Origin of the sequence: Metabacillus idriensis (assembly GCF_009674765.1) — a bacterium.
Lineage (GTDB): Bacteria > Bacillota > Bacilli > Bacillales > Bacillaceae > Bacillus_P > Bacillus_P idriensis.
Genome location: NZ_WKKF01000023.1, coordinates 1 through 15,546, shown reverse-complemented (window position 1 = coordinate 15,546; position 15,546 = coordinate 1). Strand labels below are relative to the sequence as shown.

17 protein-coding genes and 1 rRNA gene are annotated in these 15,546 nt (G+C 40.9%); 1 reads left to right on the top strand and 17 read right to left on the bottom strand.

The genetic code is table 11. From position 1 onward, the window contains the following. Positions 1-348 precede the first annotated feature (348 nt). From rsmA to metG, 5 genes are all read right to left on the bottom strand, one after another. Positions 349-1,230 (bottom strand): 16S rRNA (adenine(1518)-N(6)/adenine(1519)-N(6))-dimethyltransferase RsmA, encoded by an 882-nt coding sequence (gene rsmA, locus GJU41_RS24185; protein WP_070875714.1) that lies wholly within the window; start codon positions 1,228-1,230, stop codon positions 349-351. Continuing rightward, positions 1,223-1,786, bottom strand: a complete 564-nt coding sequence (rnmV, locus tag GJU41_RS24180) for a ribonuclease M5 (protein ID WP_070875713.1) — start codon at positions 1,784-1,786, stop codon at positions 1,223-1,225. The genes rsmA and rnmV overlap by 8 nt, the downstream gene beginning before the upstream one ends. Before the next feature lie 117 nt (positions 1,787-1,903). Then, the gene (locus GJU41_RS24175; protein ID WP_070875716.1) at positions 1,904-3,121 is read right to left on the bottom strand and encodes a G5 and 3D domain-containing protein; all 1,218 of its coding nucleotides are present in this window, start codon (positions 3,119-3,121) and stop codon (positions 1,904-1,906) included. A 244-nt stretch (positions 3,122-3,365) separates the two neighbouring features. After that, positions 3,366-4,136 (bottom strand): TatD family hydrolase, encoded by a 771-nt coding sequence (locus tag GJU41_RS24170; protein ID WP_070875712.1) that lies wholly within the window; start codon positions 4,134-4,136, stop codon positions 3,366-3,368. 91 nt (positions 4,137-4,227) lie between these two features. Next, a complete protein-coding gene (gene metG / locus GJU41_RS24165) occupies positions 4,228-6,183 on the bottom strand; it encodes a methionine--tRNA ligase (protein ID WP_070875711.1) in 1,956 nt (651 codons plus the stop codon). A gap of 520 nt (positions 6,184-6,703) precedes the next feature. Here metG and abrB point away from each other — a divergent pair. Next, positions 6,704-6,988 (top strand): transition state genes transcriptional regulator AbrB, encoded by a 285-nt coding sequence (gene abrB / locus GJU41_RS24160; RefSeq protein WP_175443492.1) that lies wholly within the window; start codon positions 6,704-6,706, stop codon positions 6,986-6,988. A 41-nt stretch (positions 6,989-7,029) separates the two neighbouring features. Here the strand turns inward: abrB and rsmI are convergent, their stop codons facing one another. From rsmI to rrf, 12 genes are all read right to left on the bottom strand, one after another. Next, positions 7,030-7,905 carry a 16S rRNA (cytidine(1402)-2'-O)-methyltransferase gene (rsmI, locus tag GJU41_RS24155; protein WP_083328135.1) on the bottom strand — a complete coding sequence of 292 codons (876 nt, stop codon included), beginning with the start codon at positions 7,903-7,905 and terminating at the stop codon, positions 7,030-7,032. Next, entirely contained in the window at positions 7,883-8,206 is a 324-nt protein-coding gene (locus tag GJU41_RS24150; protein WP_070875709.1) for a GIY-YIG nuclease family protein, read from the bottom strand. The genes rsmI and GJU41_RS24150 overlap by 23 nt, the downstream gene beginning before the upstream one ends. Continuing rightward, the gene (locus GJU41_RS24145) at positions 8,193-8,936 is read right to left on the bottom strand and encodes a tRNA1(Val) (adenine(37)-N6)-methyltransferase (RefSeq protein WP_070875708.1); all 744 of its coding nucleotides are present in this window, start codon (positions 8,934-8,936) and stop codon (positions 8,193-8,195) included. The genes GJU41_RS24150 and GJU41_RS24145 overlap by 14 nt, the downstream gene beginning before the upstream one ends. A 261-nt stretch (positions 8,937-9,197) precedes the next feature. After that, positions 9,198-9,563 carry a DNA replication initiation control protein YabA gene (gene yabA, locus GJU41_RS24140; protein ID WP_070875707.1) on the bottom strand — a complete coding sequence of 122 codons (366 nt, stop codon included), beginning with the start codon at positions 9,561-9,563 and terminating at the stop codon, positions 9,198-9,200. 13 nt (positions 9,564-9,576) lie between these two features. Then, positions 9,577-10,404 (bottom strand): PSP1 domain-containing protein, encoded by an 828-nt coding sequence (locus GJU41_RS24135; protein ID WP_070875706.1) that lies wholly within the window; start codon positions 10,402-10,404, stop codon positions 9,577-9,579. Positions 10,405-10,406: 2 nt separating this feature from the next. Continuing rightward, positions 10,407-11,396, bottom strand: a complete 990-nt coding sequence (gene holB, locus GJU41_RS24130) for a DNA polymerase III subunit delta' (RefSeq protein ID WP_396653235.1) — start codon at positions 11,394-11,396, stop codon at positions 10,407-10,409. Between the two features lie 18 nt (positions 11,397-11,414). Continuing rightward, complete coding sequence (locus GJU41_RS24125) at positions 11,415-11,855, bottom strand: YaaR family protein (protein WP_070875704.1); 441 nt, start codon at positions 11,853-11,855, stop codon at positions 11,415-11,417. Between the two features lie 13 nt (positions 11,856-11,868). Then, positions 11,869-12,198, bottom strand: a complete 330-nt coding sequence (locus GJU41_RS24120; RefSeq protein ID WP_070875703.1) for a cyclic-di-AMP receptor — start codon at positions 12,196-12,198, stop codon at positions 11,869-11,871. Between the two features lie 95 nt (positions 12,199-12,293). Continuing rightward, complete coding sequence (tmk, locus tag GJU41_RS24115; RefSeq protein WP_070875702.1) at positions 12,294-12,920, bottom strand: dTMP kinase; 627 nt, start codon at positions 12,918-12,920, stop codon at positions 12,294-12,296. A gap of 5 nt (positions 12,921-12,925) precedes the next feature. Further along, on the bottom strand, positions 12,926-14,353 hold the full coding sequence (locus GJU41_RS24110; protein ID WP_154319791.1) for an aminotransferase class I/II-fold pyridoxal phosphate-dependent enzyme: 1,428 nt from the start codon (positions 14,351-14,353) through the stop codon (positions 12,926-12,928). An 83-nt stretch (positions 14,354-14,436) separates the two neighbouring features. Next, the gene (locus GJU41_RS24105; protein ID WP_224771316.1) at positions 14,437-14,640 is read right to left on the bottom strand and encodes a sigma factor G inhibitor Gin; all 204 of its coding nucleotides are present in this window, start codon (positions 14,638-14,640) and stop codon (positions 14,437-14,439) included. A gap of 652 nt (positions 14,641-15,292) precedes the next feature. Next, positions 15,293-15,408, bottom strand: a 5S ribosomal RNA gene (rrf, locus tag GJU41_RS24100). Between the last annotated feature and the right edge of the window lie 138 nt (positions 15,409-15,546).

Here is a 15,546-nt window from a genome sequence, read left to right as displayed (position 1 = left end):
TCCGGCTGAAAAGGCGCTTTTTGCCTTTACAGACGGAGCCGTTCTGGCCGAGGAGTTGGGCGGTGGAGCTAGACAATACAGAAAAGCGGAACCGCCCGTTTAGCGCAGGCAGACAGAAAAGGATCCGACAGTAAAGGCGCTTTTTGCCTTTGCTGGCGGAGCCGTTCTGGCCGAGGAGTTGGGCAGTGGAGCTAGACAATACAGAAAGTTATGACCGCTCACGCCTGCTATATGCCCGTTAGGTAAATGAATGCCATTTTACACTGACAGCCCTTCTCCTATAAAATTTTCAAGCACAAAAAGCCCCGCAGCTGTCTCAGCTGCAGGGCCATCTTTCAGAAATAAACGTTATCCATTAAATTCTTCAACTAACAAGTCACTGAGCACAGCAAACTCTTCGATCGAAAGGGTTTCTCCTCTTCTTCTTCCGTCGATGCCAGCTGTTTCTAATGCTTGTTCAATAACCGATTTCTTTTCTTTTCCGTCAGGAAGAGAATGAGTCAGATTGTTAAGGAGTGTTTTTCTTCTCTGCGCAAAGCTTGCACGAACAATTCTAAAGAAAAAGTCTTCATCTTTTATGACAACTCTTGCTTCCTCACGCAGAAGCAGACGGATAATGGCCGAATCTACATTAGGCTGCGGCATAAAAACGGTTCTAGGTACCGTCATGACCGTCTTAGCGTCTGTATAGTACTGAACAGCTATAGACAATGAACCGTAGTCTTTAGAAGAAGGAGAAGCCGCTATGCGGTCTGCTACTTCTTTCTGAAGCATGACGACAATTCCTTTTAAAGGCAAATGATCTTCAAGCAGCTTCATAATGATTGGAGTTGTTACATAGTATGGGAGGTTTGCAACGACCATCACTTCGCGGCAGTCTTTAAATTGTTCTTCCATAACCTCTTTTACATTCGCCAAAAGGATATCCTGATGAATGACTGTTACATTGTCATAAGGTGATAATGTATCTTTTAAGATTGGGATGAGGCGCTGATCAATTTCGAATGCAACAACCTTTTTCGCCCGTTTGGCAAGCTGTTCTGTCAAAGCTCCGATCCCCGGACCGATTTCAATAACTCCTGTTTCATCTGTTACGTCTGCATGGTCTACAATACGGTTCAGCACGTTAGGATCAATTAAGAAGTTTTGGCCAAGACTTTTCTTGAAAGAAAAACCGTACTTTTCTAATATAGCTTTCGTGCGAACCGGTGTTGCGATATCTTTAATCATTTTGCTGCTCCTCCCGAACAATCTCCTCTATAGCTTGTGCAAAAGTTTGTTTTGTAATTTGAAACATATGCAGTCTTTTTTCAAGCTGCTTGCCATTTGTATAGCCTATTTTCAATAGCACCCCGAGTTTTTCGCGCCGTGCCTTCGCTTTAGGCCCGCCGATTAAACCCGCAGTTATTAAATCATCTTTATCAATAATCGGATCTGTATCCGCCATCTCTTCTTTAACCTCTTTTAGAGCGTTTCGGATCGCTTCTATAGAAGCATGCTCAACTCCAATGCCTTTACCGTTTTTAGGCCTTGCTTCAGGTTTTGTAATAAAAGCATGCTTGCAGCCTGGAACCTGCTCTGCAACCGTTTTGCGTATTTTTTCGCCGGGAAAATCAGGATCTGTAAAAATAATGACCCCCCGCGTTTTCTGTGCAAGGCGGATCTGTTCAATGACCGAATCTCCAATTGCAGATCCATTCGTTTCAATTGTATCTGCATCAACTGCGCGCTTTATGGCAGTTGTATCATCTCTTCCTTCAACAACAATAATTTCTTTAATTTTCATGTTTTCCTCCAAAAAGATGAAACTTTCCTGAGCGGTCAAACGTCTATATTATTGAAACGTAATTGTAACCCATTATAACGCAAAAAAACAGAGGGATCTAAACCCCCTGTCAGAGAATCAATTCAACACTTTAATTTTTACCTGCTTTCTTCCCCATCGATAGGCTGCTCCCTTATCTGAGAAGAAAACATCAATCTTTTTCCCTTTAATTGCGCCGCCTGTATCAGAGGCAATGGCATATCCGTACCCTTCTACATATACTTTAGACCCTAATGGAATAACACTTGGATCTACAGCGATCACTTTGGCATTCGGATTGGCTCTTAAATCGACACCTGTGGCGGTCGTGCCTGAACAGCCATTGCAATGCGCCGTATAGGCAGTTGATGTAACAGTGAATTCTTTTGCGACAGAATCGTTTGAACGTGATACTGTCTCAGGCTTGCTTGATGTACTTGCCGTGCTCACAGGCTTAGGCGCAGCTTTTGTGCCTATTGCAACTACACGGTCCTGACTTTCACTTTTCGTTTCTTCTTTGATCAGCTTTCTTGACACTTCTTTTCCATTTTCGAGCATAACCTCAAAATGTTTCGCAACAGCACCTTCTGTACCAGGTTTAATAACTTCCTGTTTCCCTTTTGGAATGCTGCTGTCATTCTTAGTTACAACTGAAAATGCAACTGGTTCTTCCACTACATCGGTGACTTTTTCTACACGTGTGACTATTACGGCGTCATTTGCACTCAATGTTTCATGAATTTGGGGTTCAACCTTATCAAGTTCATTTACCTGTACCTTTTGGTCTTTCAAAAAGTCAGCGACAGTAGTCGAAGTTGACCATACTTGTTGTTTTTTATCTCCAACTGTTAGTGTGATCTGTATGGCTTTCTCAATGTTGAGCTTAAGATTACCTGAAATTTTCGTATGTAACGAAGCATTCATCTTATCGTGCTCAGAAACTGCTATTTTTTGTTCTTTCAAAAATTCTTCTACGGTTTTTGCTGTTGTCCTTATTGTCCTTTTCTCATCGTCCACCGTAAGCTGTACAGGTTTCGAAGCCTCATAAACAACTTTTAGATTGTTTGTGATCTTAGTATCTCCTGATGGAGATACATCGTCTTCTTGTTTTCTATCTATGTCTAAATCTTGAAGTAATTCATCTACTGTACGTGCGTGTGTCCTGAGCTTCTCGTCTTTGCCGTTCAGCGAAACTGTAACCGTGTTCTTCGACGCTTCAAACGTCGCGAACGCAGTACCCGTTCCCAAAACTACTAAACTGACAATTGCGAGGACAATCTTGTTAAAGCTTAGTTTTGCGGATAACAGCTTTTTCATATTATTTATCACTATGAAAAACGCCTCCTTCTCCTCCGAGGATTATATAGAGTATCGATCTTGCTGTCAACCCTCACCCACTTCTTTCAAATTTTTCTAATCGTAATCACTATTATGCTGAAAAACTATCAAAAAGTGAAGCAATTCTTGTCGACAAATATATCCTATGAGGAAAAGGAGACTTGTAGAACCTCATTAAAACCTGTACTTTCGGACAAGCTCCAGCAAAATTCTACAATTTCCTTTAGCGAGAAATGCCGAATATTCTTTTTGCATTGTCGGAAGTTTGTCTAACAAATTCCGCATAATCCATCTCTCTAAGCTCAGCAATTTGCTCTGCTACATATTTCACATAGCTCGGTTCATTCCGTTTTCCTCTAAACGGATGAGGTGTTAAATATGGGCAATCTGTTTCAATCAAAAGACGTTCCATTGGTATCTCCGCCGCAACTTCCTTCGTCTTTTTAGCATTTTTAAATGTAACCGGCCCGCCAAATGAAATATAAAAATTCATATCCATGCATTGTTTTGCCACTTCAAGGCTTCCTGTAAAACAATGCATAATGCCGCCAACTTCACTCGCATTTTCCTCCTGCAGAATCTCAACTACATCAGAGGTCGCATCCCGATTATGAATTATTATTGGAAGCTGAACTTCTTTTGCAAGGGCAATCTGCTTGCGGAATACTTCCTTTTGAATTTCCTTCGGAGATTTATCCCAATAATAATCGAGACCCATCTCACCAATCGCCACTACTTTAGGATGTGATGCAAGCTCTTTTATCCACTGAAGATCTTCATCTTTCATATCAATAGCATCGACTGGATGCCAGCCAACTGCTGCATAAATAAAATCATACTTCTCAGCAAGCTCGATGGCCCGTGTAATGGTCACTGTGTCAAATCCGACTACAACCGTATGGGTTACTCCTTCTTCCAGCGCTCTTTCAATGACTTCTTCTAAGTCATCCTCGTATTGGATCGCATTTAAATGAGCATGTGTATCAAATAACATGTTTCGACATCCTTTCTTTAGGTATAAACAAAAGAAAAAAGAGGCGTCATTCCCGATTGTTACACGTGAAACACCTCTTTTTTCTCTTTTTTTATTTAATAATCGTACCGTTCGGAAGACTTGAATCGACAGTAGCAAGCGACAAATTGCCTTCTTCTTCGCCAGCCAGGATCATGCCTTGAGACAGTTCTCCGCGCAGTTTTACCGGTTTAAGATTTGTTATGCAGATGACTTTCTTTCCGACAAGCTGTTCAGGCTGATAGCTCTTCGCAATTCCTGATACAACCTGTCTTTTTTCAGAACCAAGATCCAGCTGAAGCTTTAATAAACGATCGGCTTTTTTTACAGGTTCGGCATGGATTACTTCTGCAACGCGCATTTCCACTTTCATAAATTCATCAAATGTAATTTCGCCTGATATGTCTTCTTTTTGTTCTTTCTTTTCTTCCTCGGCAGCTGGTGCAGTTCCCTGCATCTGCTCTTTAATATATTGAACTTCTTCCTCAACTTCTAAACGAGGGAAAATCGGCACTCCTTTAGAAACTTTTACTTGTGACAGCTGTCCAAATTCCGATAAACTTGCCCACTCTTTTAAGGCAGCGTCCTGAATGCCAAGCTGTTCAAACATCTTGTCAGGTGTTTTCGTAAGGAATGGTTTCAGGAGGATCCCTGAAATGCGAAGCGACTCAGCAAGATGATACATAACTGAACCAAGCTTTTCACGATTTTCCTCATCCTTTGCAAGATTCCACGGCTGTGTTTCATCAATGTATTTATTCGTTCTGCTGATGAATTGCCATAGAGCATTCAAAGCAATAGAAAACTCCATTTTCTCCATCGCTTCTTCGTATTTTAAGATGGTATCTTTGCTGAAAGCTGTTAATTCTCCGTCAAACTCTGTTTTAGGTCCGCTGTACGCAGGAATTTCACCGGCAAAATATTTTTGAATCATAGCGATTGTACGGTTCAGCAGGTTTCCAAGGTCATTGGCAAGATCAAAATTCAGTCTTTCGATAAACCCTTCTGGTGTAAAGACGCCGTCTGAACCAAACGGTACCTCTCTTAATAAATAGTAACGAAGAGCATCAAGGCCGTATCGATCAATTAACGTAACAGGATCTACTACATTCCCTTTTGATTTGGACATTTTTCCGTCCTTCATCAATAGCCAGCCATGTGCAAACACTTTTTTCGGCAGCGGCAAATCAAGCGCCATCAGCATAATCGGCCAATAGATGGTGTGGAACCGTACAATTTCTTTTCCTACTAGATGAACATCTGCAGGCCAGTATTTTTTGTACTTTTCATCGTTCTCTGATCCATATCCAAGAGCTGTAATATAATTGGACAGTGCATCAATCCATACATATATAACATGCTTTGGATCTCCAGGCACTTTTACTCCCCAATCAAAAGTCGTCCGTGACACCGCCAAGTCCTCAAGACCTGGTTTAATGAAGTTGTTAATCATTTCATTTTTGCGTGATTCCGGCTGAATAAATTCCGGATTCTCTGAGTAATACTGCAGAAGACGATCTGCATATTTGCTCATCTTGAAGAAGTAGGATTCTTCTTTTACTTTTTCTACCGGTCGTCCGCAATCAGGACAATTGCCGTTTTCAAGCTGTCTTTCTGTAAAGAACGATTCACAAGGTGTACAATACCATCCTTCGTATTGATCTAAATAAATATCCCCTTGCTCAAGAAGCTTTGCAAATACCTTTTCGACAATTTCTTTATGACGGTCTTCTGTTGTACGGATGAAATCATCATACGAGATATCAAGCTTGCTCCAAAGATCTTTAATGCCGCTGACAATGTCATCCACATATTTTTGAGGCGTTACTCCGATTTCTTCTGCCTTGCGCTGAATTTTCTGTCCATGTTCATCTGTACCTGTTAAATACATCACATCAAAACCGCGCATGCGCTTATAACGGGCCATTGCATCACCCGCAACTGTTGTATAAGCATGTCCAATATGTAGTTTTCCGCTTGGATAGTAAATAGGTGTTGTAATATAAAATGACTTTTTGTGACCTTCCATCCGTTTCCCTCCTGGTAATGAAGACTGTCTCTGGGTTAGAGAAGAAAAGCCCCCGCCCCAATGGACGAGAGCGACTAATCATTGTTATTTATACTCTTTATGATACCATCTTAGCCTTTAATATCAAGAAAATATACCTTCTATGGACAAAAAAACAAAGGAGGACGGGAATAATATGAATGGCTCTAGTATGCCAAATGTTTCCTAATCAATTATTCTTGTTGATTCTTGTCGAACAATCGTTATAATTAAATAAACAATATTTTGAATTAATACTATTACATGTATAATTAAAAATTTCCTTTTATGAGTTTATTTTCCTTTTATCAGGGGTATATATTCTTATTATGCCTAGTGCATAAGGGTTCAAGAAAAATTCACTTTTTTTGACAAACTATTGGATATTTGAGGATTGACGTTTATTGGAAACACTGTTATGCTTATGAGGATGAAGATTTTGTCGAATAATGACGAAGTTTAAGAAAAAAACATATAGAGAACCTATTTTTGGGAGGAGAACATAAACATGAAATCTACAGGAATCGTACGTAAAGTTGATGAGCTCGGCCGTGTGGTTATTCCAATCGAATTACGACGCACATTAGGAATCGCAGAAAAAGACGCATTAGAAATCTACGTGGATGATGAAAGAATTATCCTTAAAAAATATAAGCCAAACATGACTTGTGCTGTAACTGGCGAAGTATCTGATGACAACTTCACTCTAGGCAACGGAAAATTAGTTCTTAGCCGCGAAGGTGCAGAACAAATCCTTAAAGAAATTCAAAGCAACTTAGTAAAATAATACAAAAAGGACCTGACAGCTATTGTCAGGTCCTTTTTGTATTATTGATCCACATGATAGGACTGATAAACGTCCCGCTTCGGAATGCTGCGTTCTTTTGCTACCTGCTTGATTGCTTCTTTTGAGGCATACCCCTCACTTACATAGTGATTGACATGCTCTTCAAGTGTCATAGAGTCCCACCACTCTTCTTCAGCAACCACATCATTTTCATCCCGGCCTTCTACAATTAAACAAAACTCGCCGCGAATCTGATTTTCCTCCGACCACTTTACTGCATCGCTTATTGTTCCCCTCACGAATTCCTCAAAGCGTTTTGTCAGCTCTCTTGATAAGCATATTCTGCGGTTGCCCAATATTTCGCTCATCACCGCCAGGGTTTCCTTCAGCCGATGCGGAGATTCATAAAAAATCATCGTTTCCGTTCGCTTTGATAATTGTTCCAGCTGTTTTTTCTTCTCTTTTTTCTGCCTTTCCAAAAATCCGAAAAAGAAAAATGGCTGCGGTGTAATTCCTGATGCCACTAAAGCCGTAAGGGCTGCATTTGCACCCGGAAGAGGGATTACCTTTCCGTTCTCAGCCAATATTTCGTCAACAAGCTGGCTGCCGGGGTCTGAAATAATCGGCATTCCGGCATCACTTATCAATGCAACGTTTTTTCCCTGCTTCATCAGCTCAAGGATTTTATGTCCGCTTGACTCCTTGTTATGCTCATGGTAACTGATCAGATGTGTGTCAATTTCAAAGTAATTGCACAGCTTTTTCGACTCCCGTGTATCCTCAGCGGCAATCACATCAACCTCTTTTAAAATATTGATTGCACGAAACGTCATATCTTCTAAATTCCCTATAGGAGTCGGGACCAGGTAAAGGGAGCCCCACTCTGTATCTTGATTAAAGCTTTTTTGTTCCTGCATCCGTATCATCCTCTCCCTGCAAAAATCCCCATACCTTTTCCTCATCAGGCACATTCAAAAATTCGTCCTTCTTTTTCCTGGACAGCTTTTTAAAGTAATATTCTGCTTTCAGAGCATTACTTTTCGTTTCAAACTGCTTGTTATAAAGCAAAGATACTGGTTTTCTTGCACGGGTGTATTTAGCGCCTTTTCCAGCATTGTGTTTTTGAATGCGGGCCAGAAGATCATTTGTGTAGCCTGCATAATAGCTCCCATCGCTGCATTCAAGCACATAAAAGAAATGAGTGCTATTTGTCTCCATATAAAATCTCTTTCACTTCTTTTGTGTATTCATTGGTTTCGTCATATACAAACAAAGGAGGCAGAATCTTTAAATCTGGCTGACCGCCCTTAATTCCTTCTATTAATAAAGTATTCGCTTCTTTTCCCTGTTTCGGGTAAACAAGCTGAATCCGCTTAGGTTCAATTTTATATTTTTTCATAAGCTCTGTAATTTCAATTAATCTTCCCGGACGGTGAACAAGCGCTATTTTACCGCCGATCCTGGCAAGCTTGCTGCTTGCCAGAATGACATCCTCAAGTGTACAGAGGATTTCATGACGGGCAAAGGCAAGATGTTCATTTTGATTGATTTCGTCTTTCTTGGGCGTTTTAAAATATGGAGGATTGCACGTAATCACATCAAACTTCCCATGGCCGAGCGTTGCCGGCATGTCCTTTAAATCGCCATGGATCATGGTAATCTGATCCTGAAGCTGATTATAGGCAACGCTTTTTTCAGCCATTTGAAACAATCTCTCCTGAATTTCAACTCCTGTAATCATCGCTTTGGACCTTGTAGAAAGCAGCAGCGGCACAACTGCATTCCCTGAACATAAATCAAGGACCCGTCCCTTTTGTATCGGCATATATGCAAATTTTGAAAGAAGAACCGCATCTAATGAAAACGCAAAGACAGACGGACTTTGAATAATCCTTAAATCCTCTGCCAGTAAATAATCGAGACGTTCATCTCCTATTAAATCAACCATCATAAAATCCTTTCTTTTTTGTTAGTATTGACAAAGTAAACCTCATCCATAAATTGAAACTTCAAACAGATAAGAAAAGCGCAAGCGCCCGTTTAGCGCAGGCATGACAGATAAGGATCTGCAAGTAAAGGCGCTTTTTGCCTTTACTTGCAGATCCTTTCTGGCCGAGGATCCTGAGCGATTCCGCTCGCTATCGAAGCGCATAATTTTATACTTTCTTATCCCTTTAAAAAAAGCTTTCCCCTAAGCAGGAAAGCCAGTTTATTTCTTATTAAGAAAGGAAAGACAAAACAAGCAGTCTCCATCTTTGCGGACACTTCCATAATGAACATTGCAAATATGGAAGCCTTCCTGATAAAGACGGGCCAGATTGTCGTATCCCTCTCCAATGTCCACAATCTTTGAATCCAGTGCCTGTTTATCTGTATGCTGTTTATTCTGCTTCTTTTTTTCTGCTGCAGCAGTCGCGTTCAAACGCCTGCGAAGGTTATCATTTTCAATCTGCAAATGATGATTTTCCTCAAGCAGCTCGCCTAAATGATGCTTCAGCTCTCCAAGCTGTCGATACAGAGAGCCGATTTGTTCCTCCATACTGCTTACAGATTCAAAGATCTCTTTTTTATCCACTTGTTCCACCTCATTAATCTGTGGATTTCATTGGAACTGCGCCTTCTTTCATTAATTCTTCCCAAGTAAATTCAACCACGCGGTCTTTTTCTGAAAGTTCAACCTGCAATACCCGTTCCAATATATTTAACCCGACTACTTTTCCGATACCGATTGGAGTCCCGATCGATTCTCCAATATCCGGAAGCTGTTCTTTAGCAGATTCGTACTCATCATTCTCATATTTTAAGCAGCACATTAATCTGCCGCATAACCCTGAGATTTTCGTAGGATTCAGCGAAAGGTTCTGATCCTTGGCCATCTTAATGGAAACCGGTTCGAAATCCCCTAAGAAAGTGGAGCAGCACAGCATTCTTCCGCAAGGTCCGATTCCGCCAAGCATTTTGGCTTCATCCCTGACCCCTATTTGTCTTAACTCAATTCGAGTTTTGAAGATGGCAGCGAGATCCTTAACCAATTCCCTGAAATCTACGCGTCCATCAGCGGTGAAGTAAAAAATAACCTTGTTTCTGTCAAACGTATATTCAACATCAACAAGTTTCATATCAAGTCTGTGCTCATTTACTTTTTGCTGACAAACCTCATAGGCTTCTTTTGCAGCATGATGATTTTCGTCAACAATCATGCGGTCTTTCTCATCAGCTACACGAAGAACCTTTTTAAGCGGCAAGACTATATCATTCTCGCCAACTTGTTTCTTATGAATCACTACTTTGCCAAATTCTACGCCTCTTACCGTTTCAACAATAACAAAATCGGCGTTTTCTATTTGAAGCCCATTAGGGTCGAAATAATATATTTTACCCGCTTTTTTAAAGCGGACACCCACTACATCGTACAATCTTATCCCTCCTGCAAAGATAAAACCAATTGCTCCATCAGTAATTGTGGACTCACATTCATCTGGAGTCTTTTTTTTGCTTCTAAAATAGAAGTGATTTTTTCAAGGACCATTTGCCTCGATACTTGAATGGCGTGCTGTTCTAATTGTGGAAGCAGATCTTGATAGATAACATGATCCGTATTGCCAATTTGGATGGAAAGAATGTCTTTATATAAATATAATAGCAAGTCATATCCCATGTCCTGCTGTTCTTTTTCTGCGAAAAATGGCATCCATTGGGTTTGAACTTGGACAAATGCCTGTCCGTTTCGCTTTGATATCACTTCATACAATTTTATCACTACAAGTCTTGCCTGTGCAAACCAATCATCTCGACTTAATTCGAGTGCTTTTTCAACATTGTTGGTCATTCTTGCTGCAAGCTTAGCAAAATTAGGGGATACCTCCTGCTTTAACAGCTCTTTCTCAATAGCTGAAACAGGCAGCGGCATAAAAGTGAGCGTTTGGCACCTTGATAGGATTGTATTTAAAATTTGATGCACTTGTTCAGTCATCAAAATAGCCATCGTATTGGCATTTGGTTCTTCTAAAAATTTCAGCAGACTGTTGGCAGCATTTGCCGTCATTTTGTCAGCATGTGAAATAATGTACAGTTTTTTGCTTGATTCTACGCCGGTTTTTGTGAATTCTCCCTGAAGATCTTGAATTTGCCACTTTTTGATCGATAACCCGTCTGGTTCTACCAAATGAACATCCGGATGATTGCCGGAATGGATGCGTTTGCAGTTTCTGCATGTCTCACACGGTCTGAAATCCTCGGTATTTTCACAAAAGAAGCTTCTGGCAAGAAGCAAGCTGATTTCTTTTTTCCCTGTTCCTTTTCTTCCTTCAAAAAGGTATGCATGAGCCAGCCGGTTTTTCTCGAGACTGTTGCCCAGCAATTTCAGTACTTTAGGCTGATAATCAGCAAGATTTTTCCAAGTACTCATCGTCATATCTATCACTCTTTACGTATAGAGGTTAATTAAAAGGCCTTTAATTTCACCTATTTTTGCCAGTATGTCGATGGATGACTGATCTTCATTGAGCAGACTTTCCGTCAGTTCAATCAGATGCTGATCCAGTTGTTCTACAGTTACAAGCGAGCGGCTGTTTCCGCTATAGTCGAAGCTTCCGGACTGCTTCACTTTCAGCCCATAGTCAACAGCTTCTTGTACGAAGCGTCTGACAAGCGATTTATATCTTGAAAGATCCCGCATATTCCTGGATTTCGCAATACGCCGGCCAGCCTCTTCAACATTTGCCATCAATGTATTCAATTGCTGCAGGTGCAGCTTGGATTCTTGTTTCAGCACCATTTCTGAAAATGGCTTGGATCCGGCTGCTGATGTCTTCTGATTGGCATTTCTCTTATCTATTCCTGTACGAAGCTCTTGATTGATCTTCATTTATTCCCACGCCTTAAAAATGGTGGAATTGTTCGATCGGAAGCACAAAGACTGTCGCTCCGCCAACTTCAACTTCAACAGGATAAGGTACATACGAATCTGCATTTCCGCCCATAGGAGATACTGGAGCTACAAGCTGCTCTCTTGATTGACAGTTCTCTTTAATAACGGCCAAGGCTTTCTCAACACGCGCATCTTCCGTGCCAATCATGAATGTTGTATTGCCGGACTTTAGAAATCCGCCAGTCGTTGCGAGTTTCGTTGCTCTGAAATTATGTTCAACTAATGCGCTTGAAAGCTTATTGCTGTCCTGATCCTGTACAACCGCAATAATCATTTTCATAGGTATGCCTCCTTATAGTTTAACAGCTTAAACCTGATAAAGCATTGTTTCATTTATGGTAATTGTAACATTGTTGTTACTTATTATATCAGCGTTTACTTTAAATAAGGAATTAAAACTTCCTTTACGTCACGATAGACCTCTTCTAAAGACTGATCAGCATTGATGACTTTTATCCGTTCAGGGAACTTATCGATTAATTGTTTATAGCCCTTTTGAACCTTTAAATGAAAGTCCATCTTCTCTAAATCCAGTCTGTTCACTTCTCTGCTGTCACTGCCATTGATTCTCAATAGTCCGCGCTCAGGCTCTATATCAAAGTATAAAGTTATCTCAGGCATGACACCGTCAATGGCAAACATATTTATAGAATAAACATCATCCACACCAATTTCTCTAGCGTACCCCTGATAAGCCAGGGAACTGTCAATAAATCGGTCACAGATAATCAATTTATCCTCATTTAAGGCAGGAATGACTTTCTCGACAATATGCTGGCGTCTTGCAGCTGCATACAACAAAGCCTCTGTTCTTGAATCCATTTCTGTATTTTCTTTATTTAAAATCACTTCGCGGATTTGCTCAGCAATCCTGATTCCTCCCGGTTCACGGGTGAAGACTGCCTCAATTCCCTTTTCTTTGAATTCCTCTGACAGCATATTCAGAATCGTTGTCTTTCCTGCACCATCAGGTCCTTCAAATGTGATAAAAATCCCTTTCATTACAATCACCTTTTCTTTATATAAACTGCAAGCTTTTCTTCTGTCAGTGCCCTGCTACCCTGAAACCTCGCACCGCCCTGAATCAGCGCCTGTATTTGGCTGATATGTTCCTTCGTTATTCTTTCTCCCTCCATTAATAGAGGGATTCCGGGCGGATATGGAATAACCGCATCTCCGCTTAATAACCCGTCCGCATCTTTAAAAGATACAACCTCTCTACTATACCCATTTAACTGATGATAGGATAGGGGGAGCATACTGATAGGGCTGGTGCCGTTCTGTAAAAATAGAGGATTCAGCTCGTTTTTTCCAGTGTAAGTACTGTTTATAGCGGTATACCGAAAATGAGGTTCCATCTTTCTTGTGAGCGGCAAAACGAGCAAAACATTCTGCAGGTCTGCAAGCTCCGTATAGACGCCAGAAGCCTCTAAGTGACTCTGAAGCTCAAAACCAGACATTCCAATAGTTGACTTAATCGTAAGTTTAAGAGGATCAGTACTTGCGTTTCTGTCACTAGAATGAAGAATCGAAATCTCATCTATTTTCTTAATCCTATTTTTAAAAGAATTGATTGCGGCAGAAATGGAATCAACTGCTTCTGCAGATCTTAAACTCTGCAAATAATCTCTTGCCAAGTCAAGCGAGGCCATAATTGGATAAGAGGGACTGCTGCTCTGTAAAATGGATAAAAAGCGGCCTATACGGCCTGTATCTGCCAATGTGCCTTTCACATGCAAATACGAACCCATTGTCATTGCAGGCAGCGTTTTATGAGCTGATTGAACAACAACATCTGCACCAGCCTCTAATGCTGATTGCGGGAAAGGATCCCCCAGTATAAAATGGGCACCGTGCGCTTCATCCACCAAAACAGGGATGTTCTTTTCATGAGCAAGCTTTACTGTCCCATGGAGGTCACACGCAAGTCCGTAATAATTCGGACTCGTTAAAATTAAAGCTGATGCATCCGGATATTTTTTTATCGCTTCAGCAATGGTTTCCTGCGGCACATAAGAAGGCACCCTCAGTTCTTCATCAAATTTCGGCGCCAGAAACACGGGACGAGCTCCCGCAAGTCTGATCCCATTAATGATGGATTTATGACTGTTCCGCTGGACTAAAACCGGCTTATCTCTCTCACAGCAAGCCATAATCATTGCGATATTTCCTGATGTTGAACCATTGACTAAAAAGAATGTTTTATCTGCCTTATATAGAGCTGCTGCAAGCTCCTGAGCCTCTGCAATCGGACCGCTTGGATCATGAAGATCGTCAAGTCCCGTGATCTCAGTCGCATCTAACTTTAATATCTCTTCAAAGTCTTCTATTGCCTCTTGAGAAAAAATCTGTCCAAATTTATGCCCGGGTACATGAAACGAAACCGGGCGCTTCATCGCATGCCTTTTAAGAGCTGAATACAGCGGAGTCGCCATCTAAACAAAAACCGTCCTTTACGATGTATTACCGCTATTATATCAGTAGAAGGTCAATAGAAAAAGCCGCCTGACACGGCAGCTTAAGAATAGAGCGGCGGCGTTTTCACTCTCCGCAGCTTATCAATAAAATATTTATATTTAGGATCTTCTGTTTCGGTCTGAATCATATCAGTCTCGCAATCTGTACAAACAAAGCTTGTATAGAGATGAATTCCCTTCGCCTTTTCTGTATCACATATAATACATGTTTCCCCAGCCGGTTTCTTCAAGTCTTCCGAATTCAATGCTCTCCACCTCCATACAAACAGTTTTGCCACAGATCAAAAGTTGTATACAAGATTTCGAATTATCTTACCCTCTCTAATTGTATGATGGTGTTCACAAATCGTGTATGTCTACAAAAAAATATCTGGTCTGAAAGCTTTTTGAAGATGAAGGCAGCTTGAAAAGAACCATTTTCGGGATTATTTTGGTTTGGATGTGATTATAATTTGGCCCCTCTTACTTCGATTTGAGGCTAGTTAGAGTACTCGGGTCGGATAGTAAAACGCGGATTGCGGAGATTAAGTTTGTGCAGCTTATTGAAATGAGCTCTTGGTCTGTTTTTTAAACAATTAATTTGACAAGGGCAGCTAGAAAAGACCAGTTCCAGAGTTTTTTTGATAAAAGCTGATCATATTTTAAACTTTCGTACTGTTCTGGAGCTGCTGCACATTCATTAACAGGATTCGTCCCTTGGCTTAAAGATCAGTTATTCTATTTATGCTCGTATAAACTCCTTTTCTGCTCGCTAAGTAAGATTTATACCCGTCATCGGTAACCTTACCAATAAGCCGTATCCACTTCCAACTGCCATCTTCCCCAGCTGCCTTTGACCATTCTCTTTTTTTCCATACAAAAAAAGAACAGCATCTTTGCTGTTCTCCTTTTATGCGTGCCTGGCAACGTCCTACTCTCACAGGGGGAAACCCCCAACTACCATCGGCGCTAAAGAGCTTAACTTCCGTGTTCGGCATGGGAACGGGTGTGACCTCTTTGCCATCATCACCAGACAATATGCAATTGAAGAAAGAATGTTATTCTTTCAAAACTAAATAACGTTTGATAACAAGATTCACTTAAATGTTACACTTTATTAGACTGTGGTTAAGTCCTCGAACGATTAGTATCTGTCAGCTCCACACGTCACC

Bases quoted from the DNA above. Each gene is read 5' to 3' on its own strand.
- rsmA (WP_070875714.1), bottom strand. From the start codon at position 1,230: ATGATTAAAGATATCGCAACACCGGTTCGCACGAAAGCTATATTAGAA.
- rnmV (WP_070875713.1), bottom strand. From the start codon at position 1,786: ATGAAAATTAAAGAAATTATTGTTGTTGAAGGAAGAGATGATACAACT.
- GJU41_RS24175 (WP_070875716.1), bottom strand. From the start codon at position 3,121: ATGAAAAAGCTGTTATCCGCAAAACTAAGCTTTAACAAGATTGTCCTC.
- GJU41_RS24170 (WP_070875712.1), bottom strand. From the start codon at position 4,136: ATGTTATTTGATACACATGCTCATTTAAATGCGATCCAATACGAGGAT.
- metG (WP_070875711.1), bottom strand. From the start codon at position 6,183: ATGGAAGGTCACAAAAAGTCATTTTATATTACAACACCTATTTACTAT.
- rsmI (WP_083328135.1), bottom strand. From the start codon at position 7,905: ATGCAGGAACAAAAAAGCTTTAATCAAGATACAGAGTGGGGCTCCCTT.
- GJU41_RS24150 (WP_070875709.1), bottom strand. From the start codon at position 8,206: ATGGAGACAAATAGCACTCATTTCTTTTATGTGCTTGAATGCAGCGAT.
- GJU41_RS24145 (WP_070875708.1), bottom strand. From the start codon at position 8,936: ATGGTTGATTTAATAGGAGATGAACGTCTCGATTATTTACTGGCAGAG.
- holB (WP_396653235.1), bottom strand. From the start codon at position 11,396: ATGAGTACTTGGAAAAATCTTGCTGATTATCAGCCTAAAGTACTGAAA.
- GJU41_RS24125 (WP_070875704.1), bottom strand. From the start codon at position 11,855: ATGAAGATCAATCAAGAGCTTCGTACAGGAATAGATAAGAGAAATGCC.
- GJU41_RS24120 (WP_070875703.1), bottom strand. From the start codon at position 12,198: ATGAAAATGATTATTGCGGTTGTACAGGATCAGGACAGCAATAAGCTT.
- tmk (WP_070875702.1), bottom strand. From the start codon at position 12,920: ATGAAAGGGATTTTTATCACATTTGAAGGACCTGATGGTGCAGGAAAG.
- GJU41_RS24110 (WP_154319791.1), bottom strand. From the start codon at position 14,353: ATGGCGACTCCGCTGTATTCAGCTCTTAAAAGGCATGCGATGAAGCGC.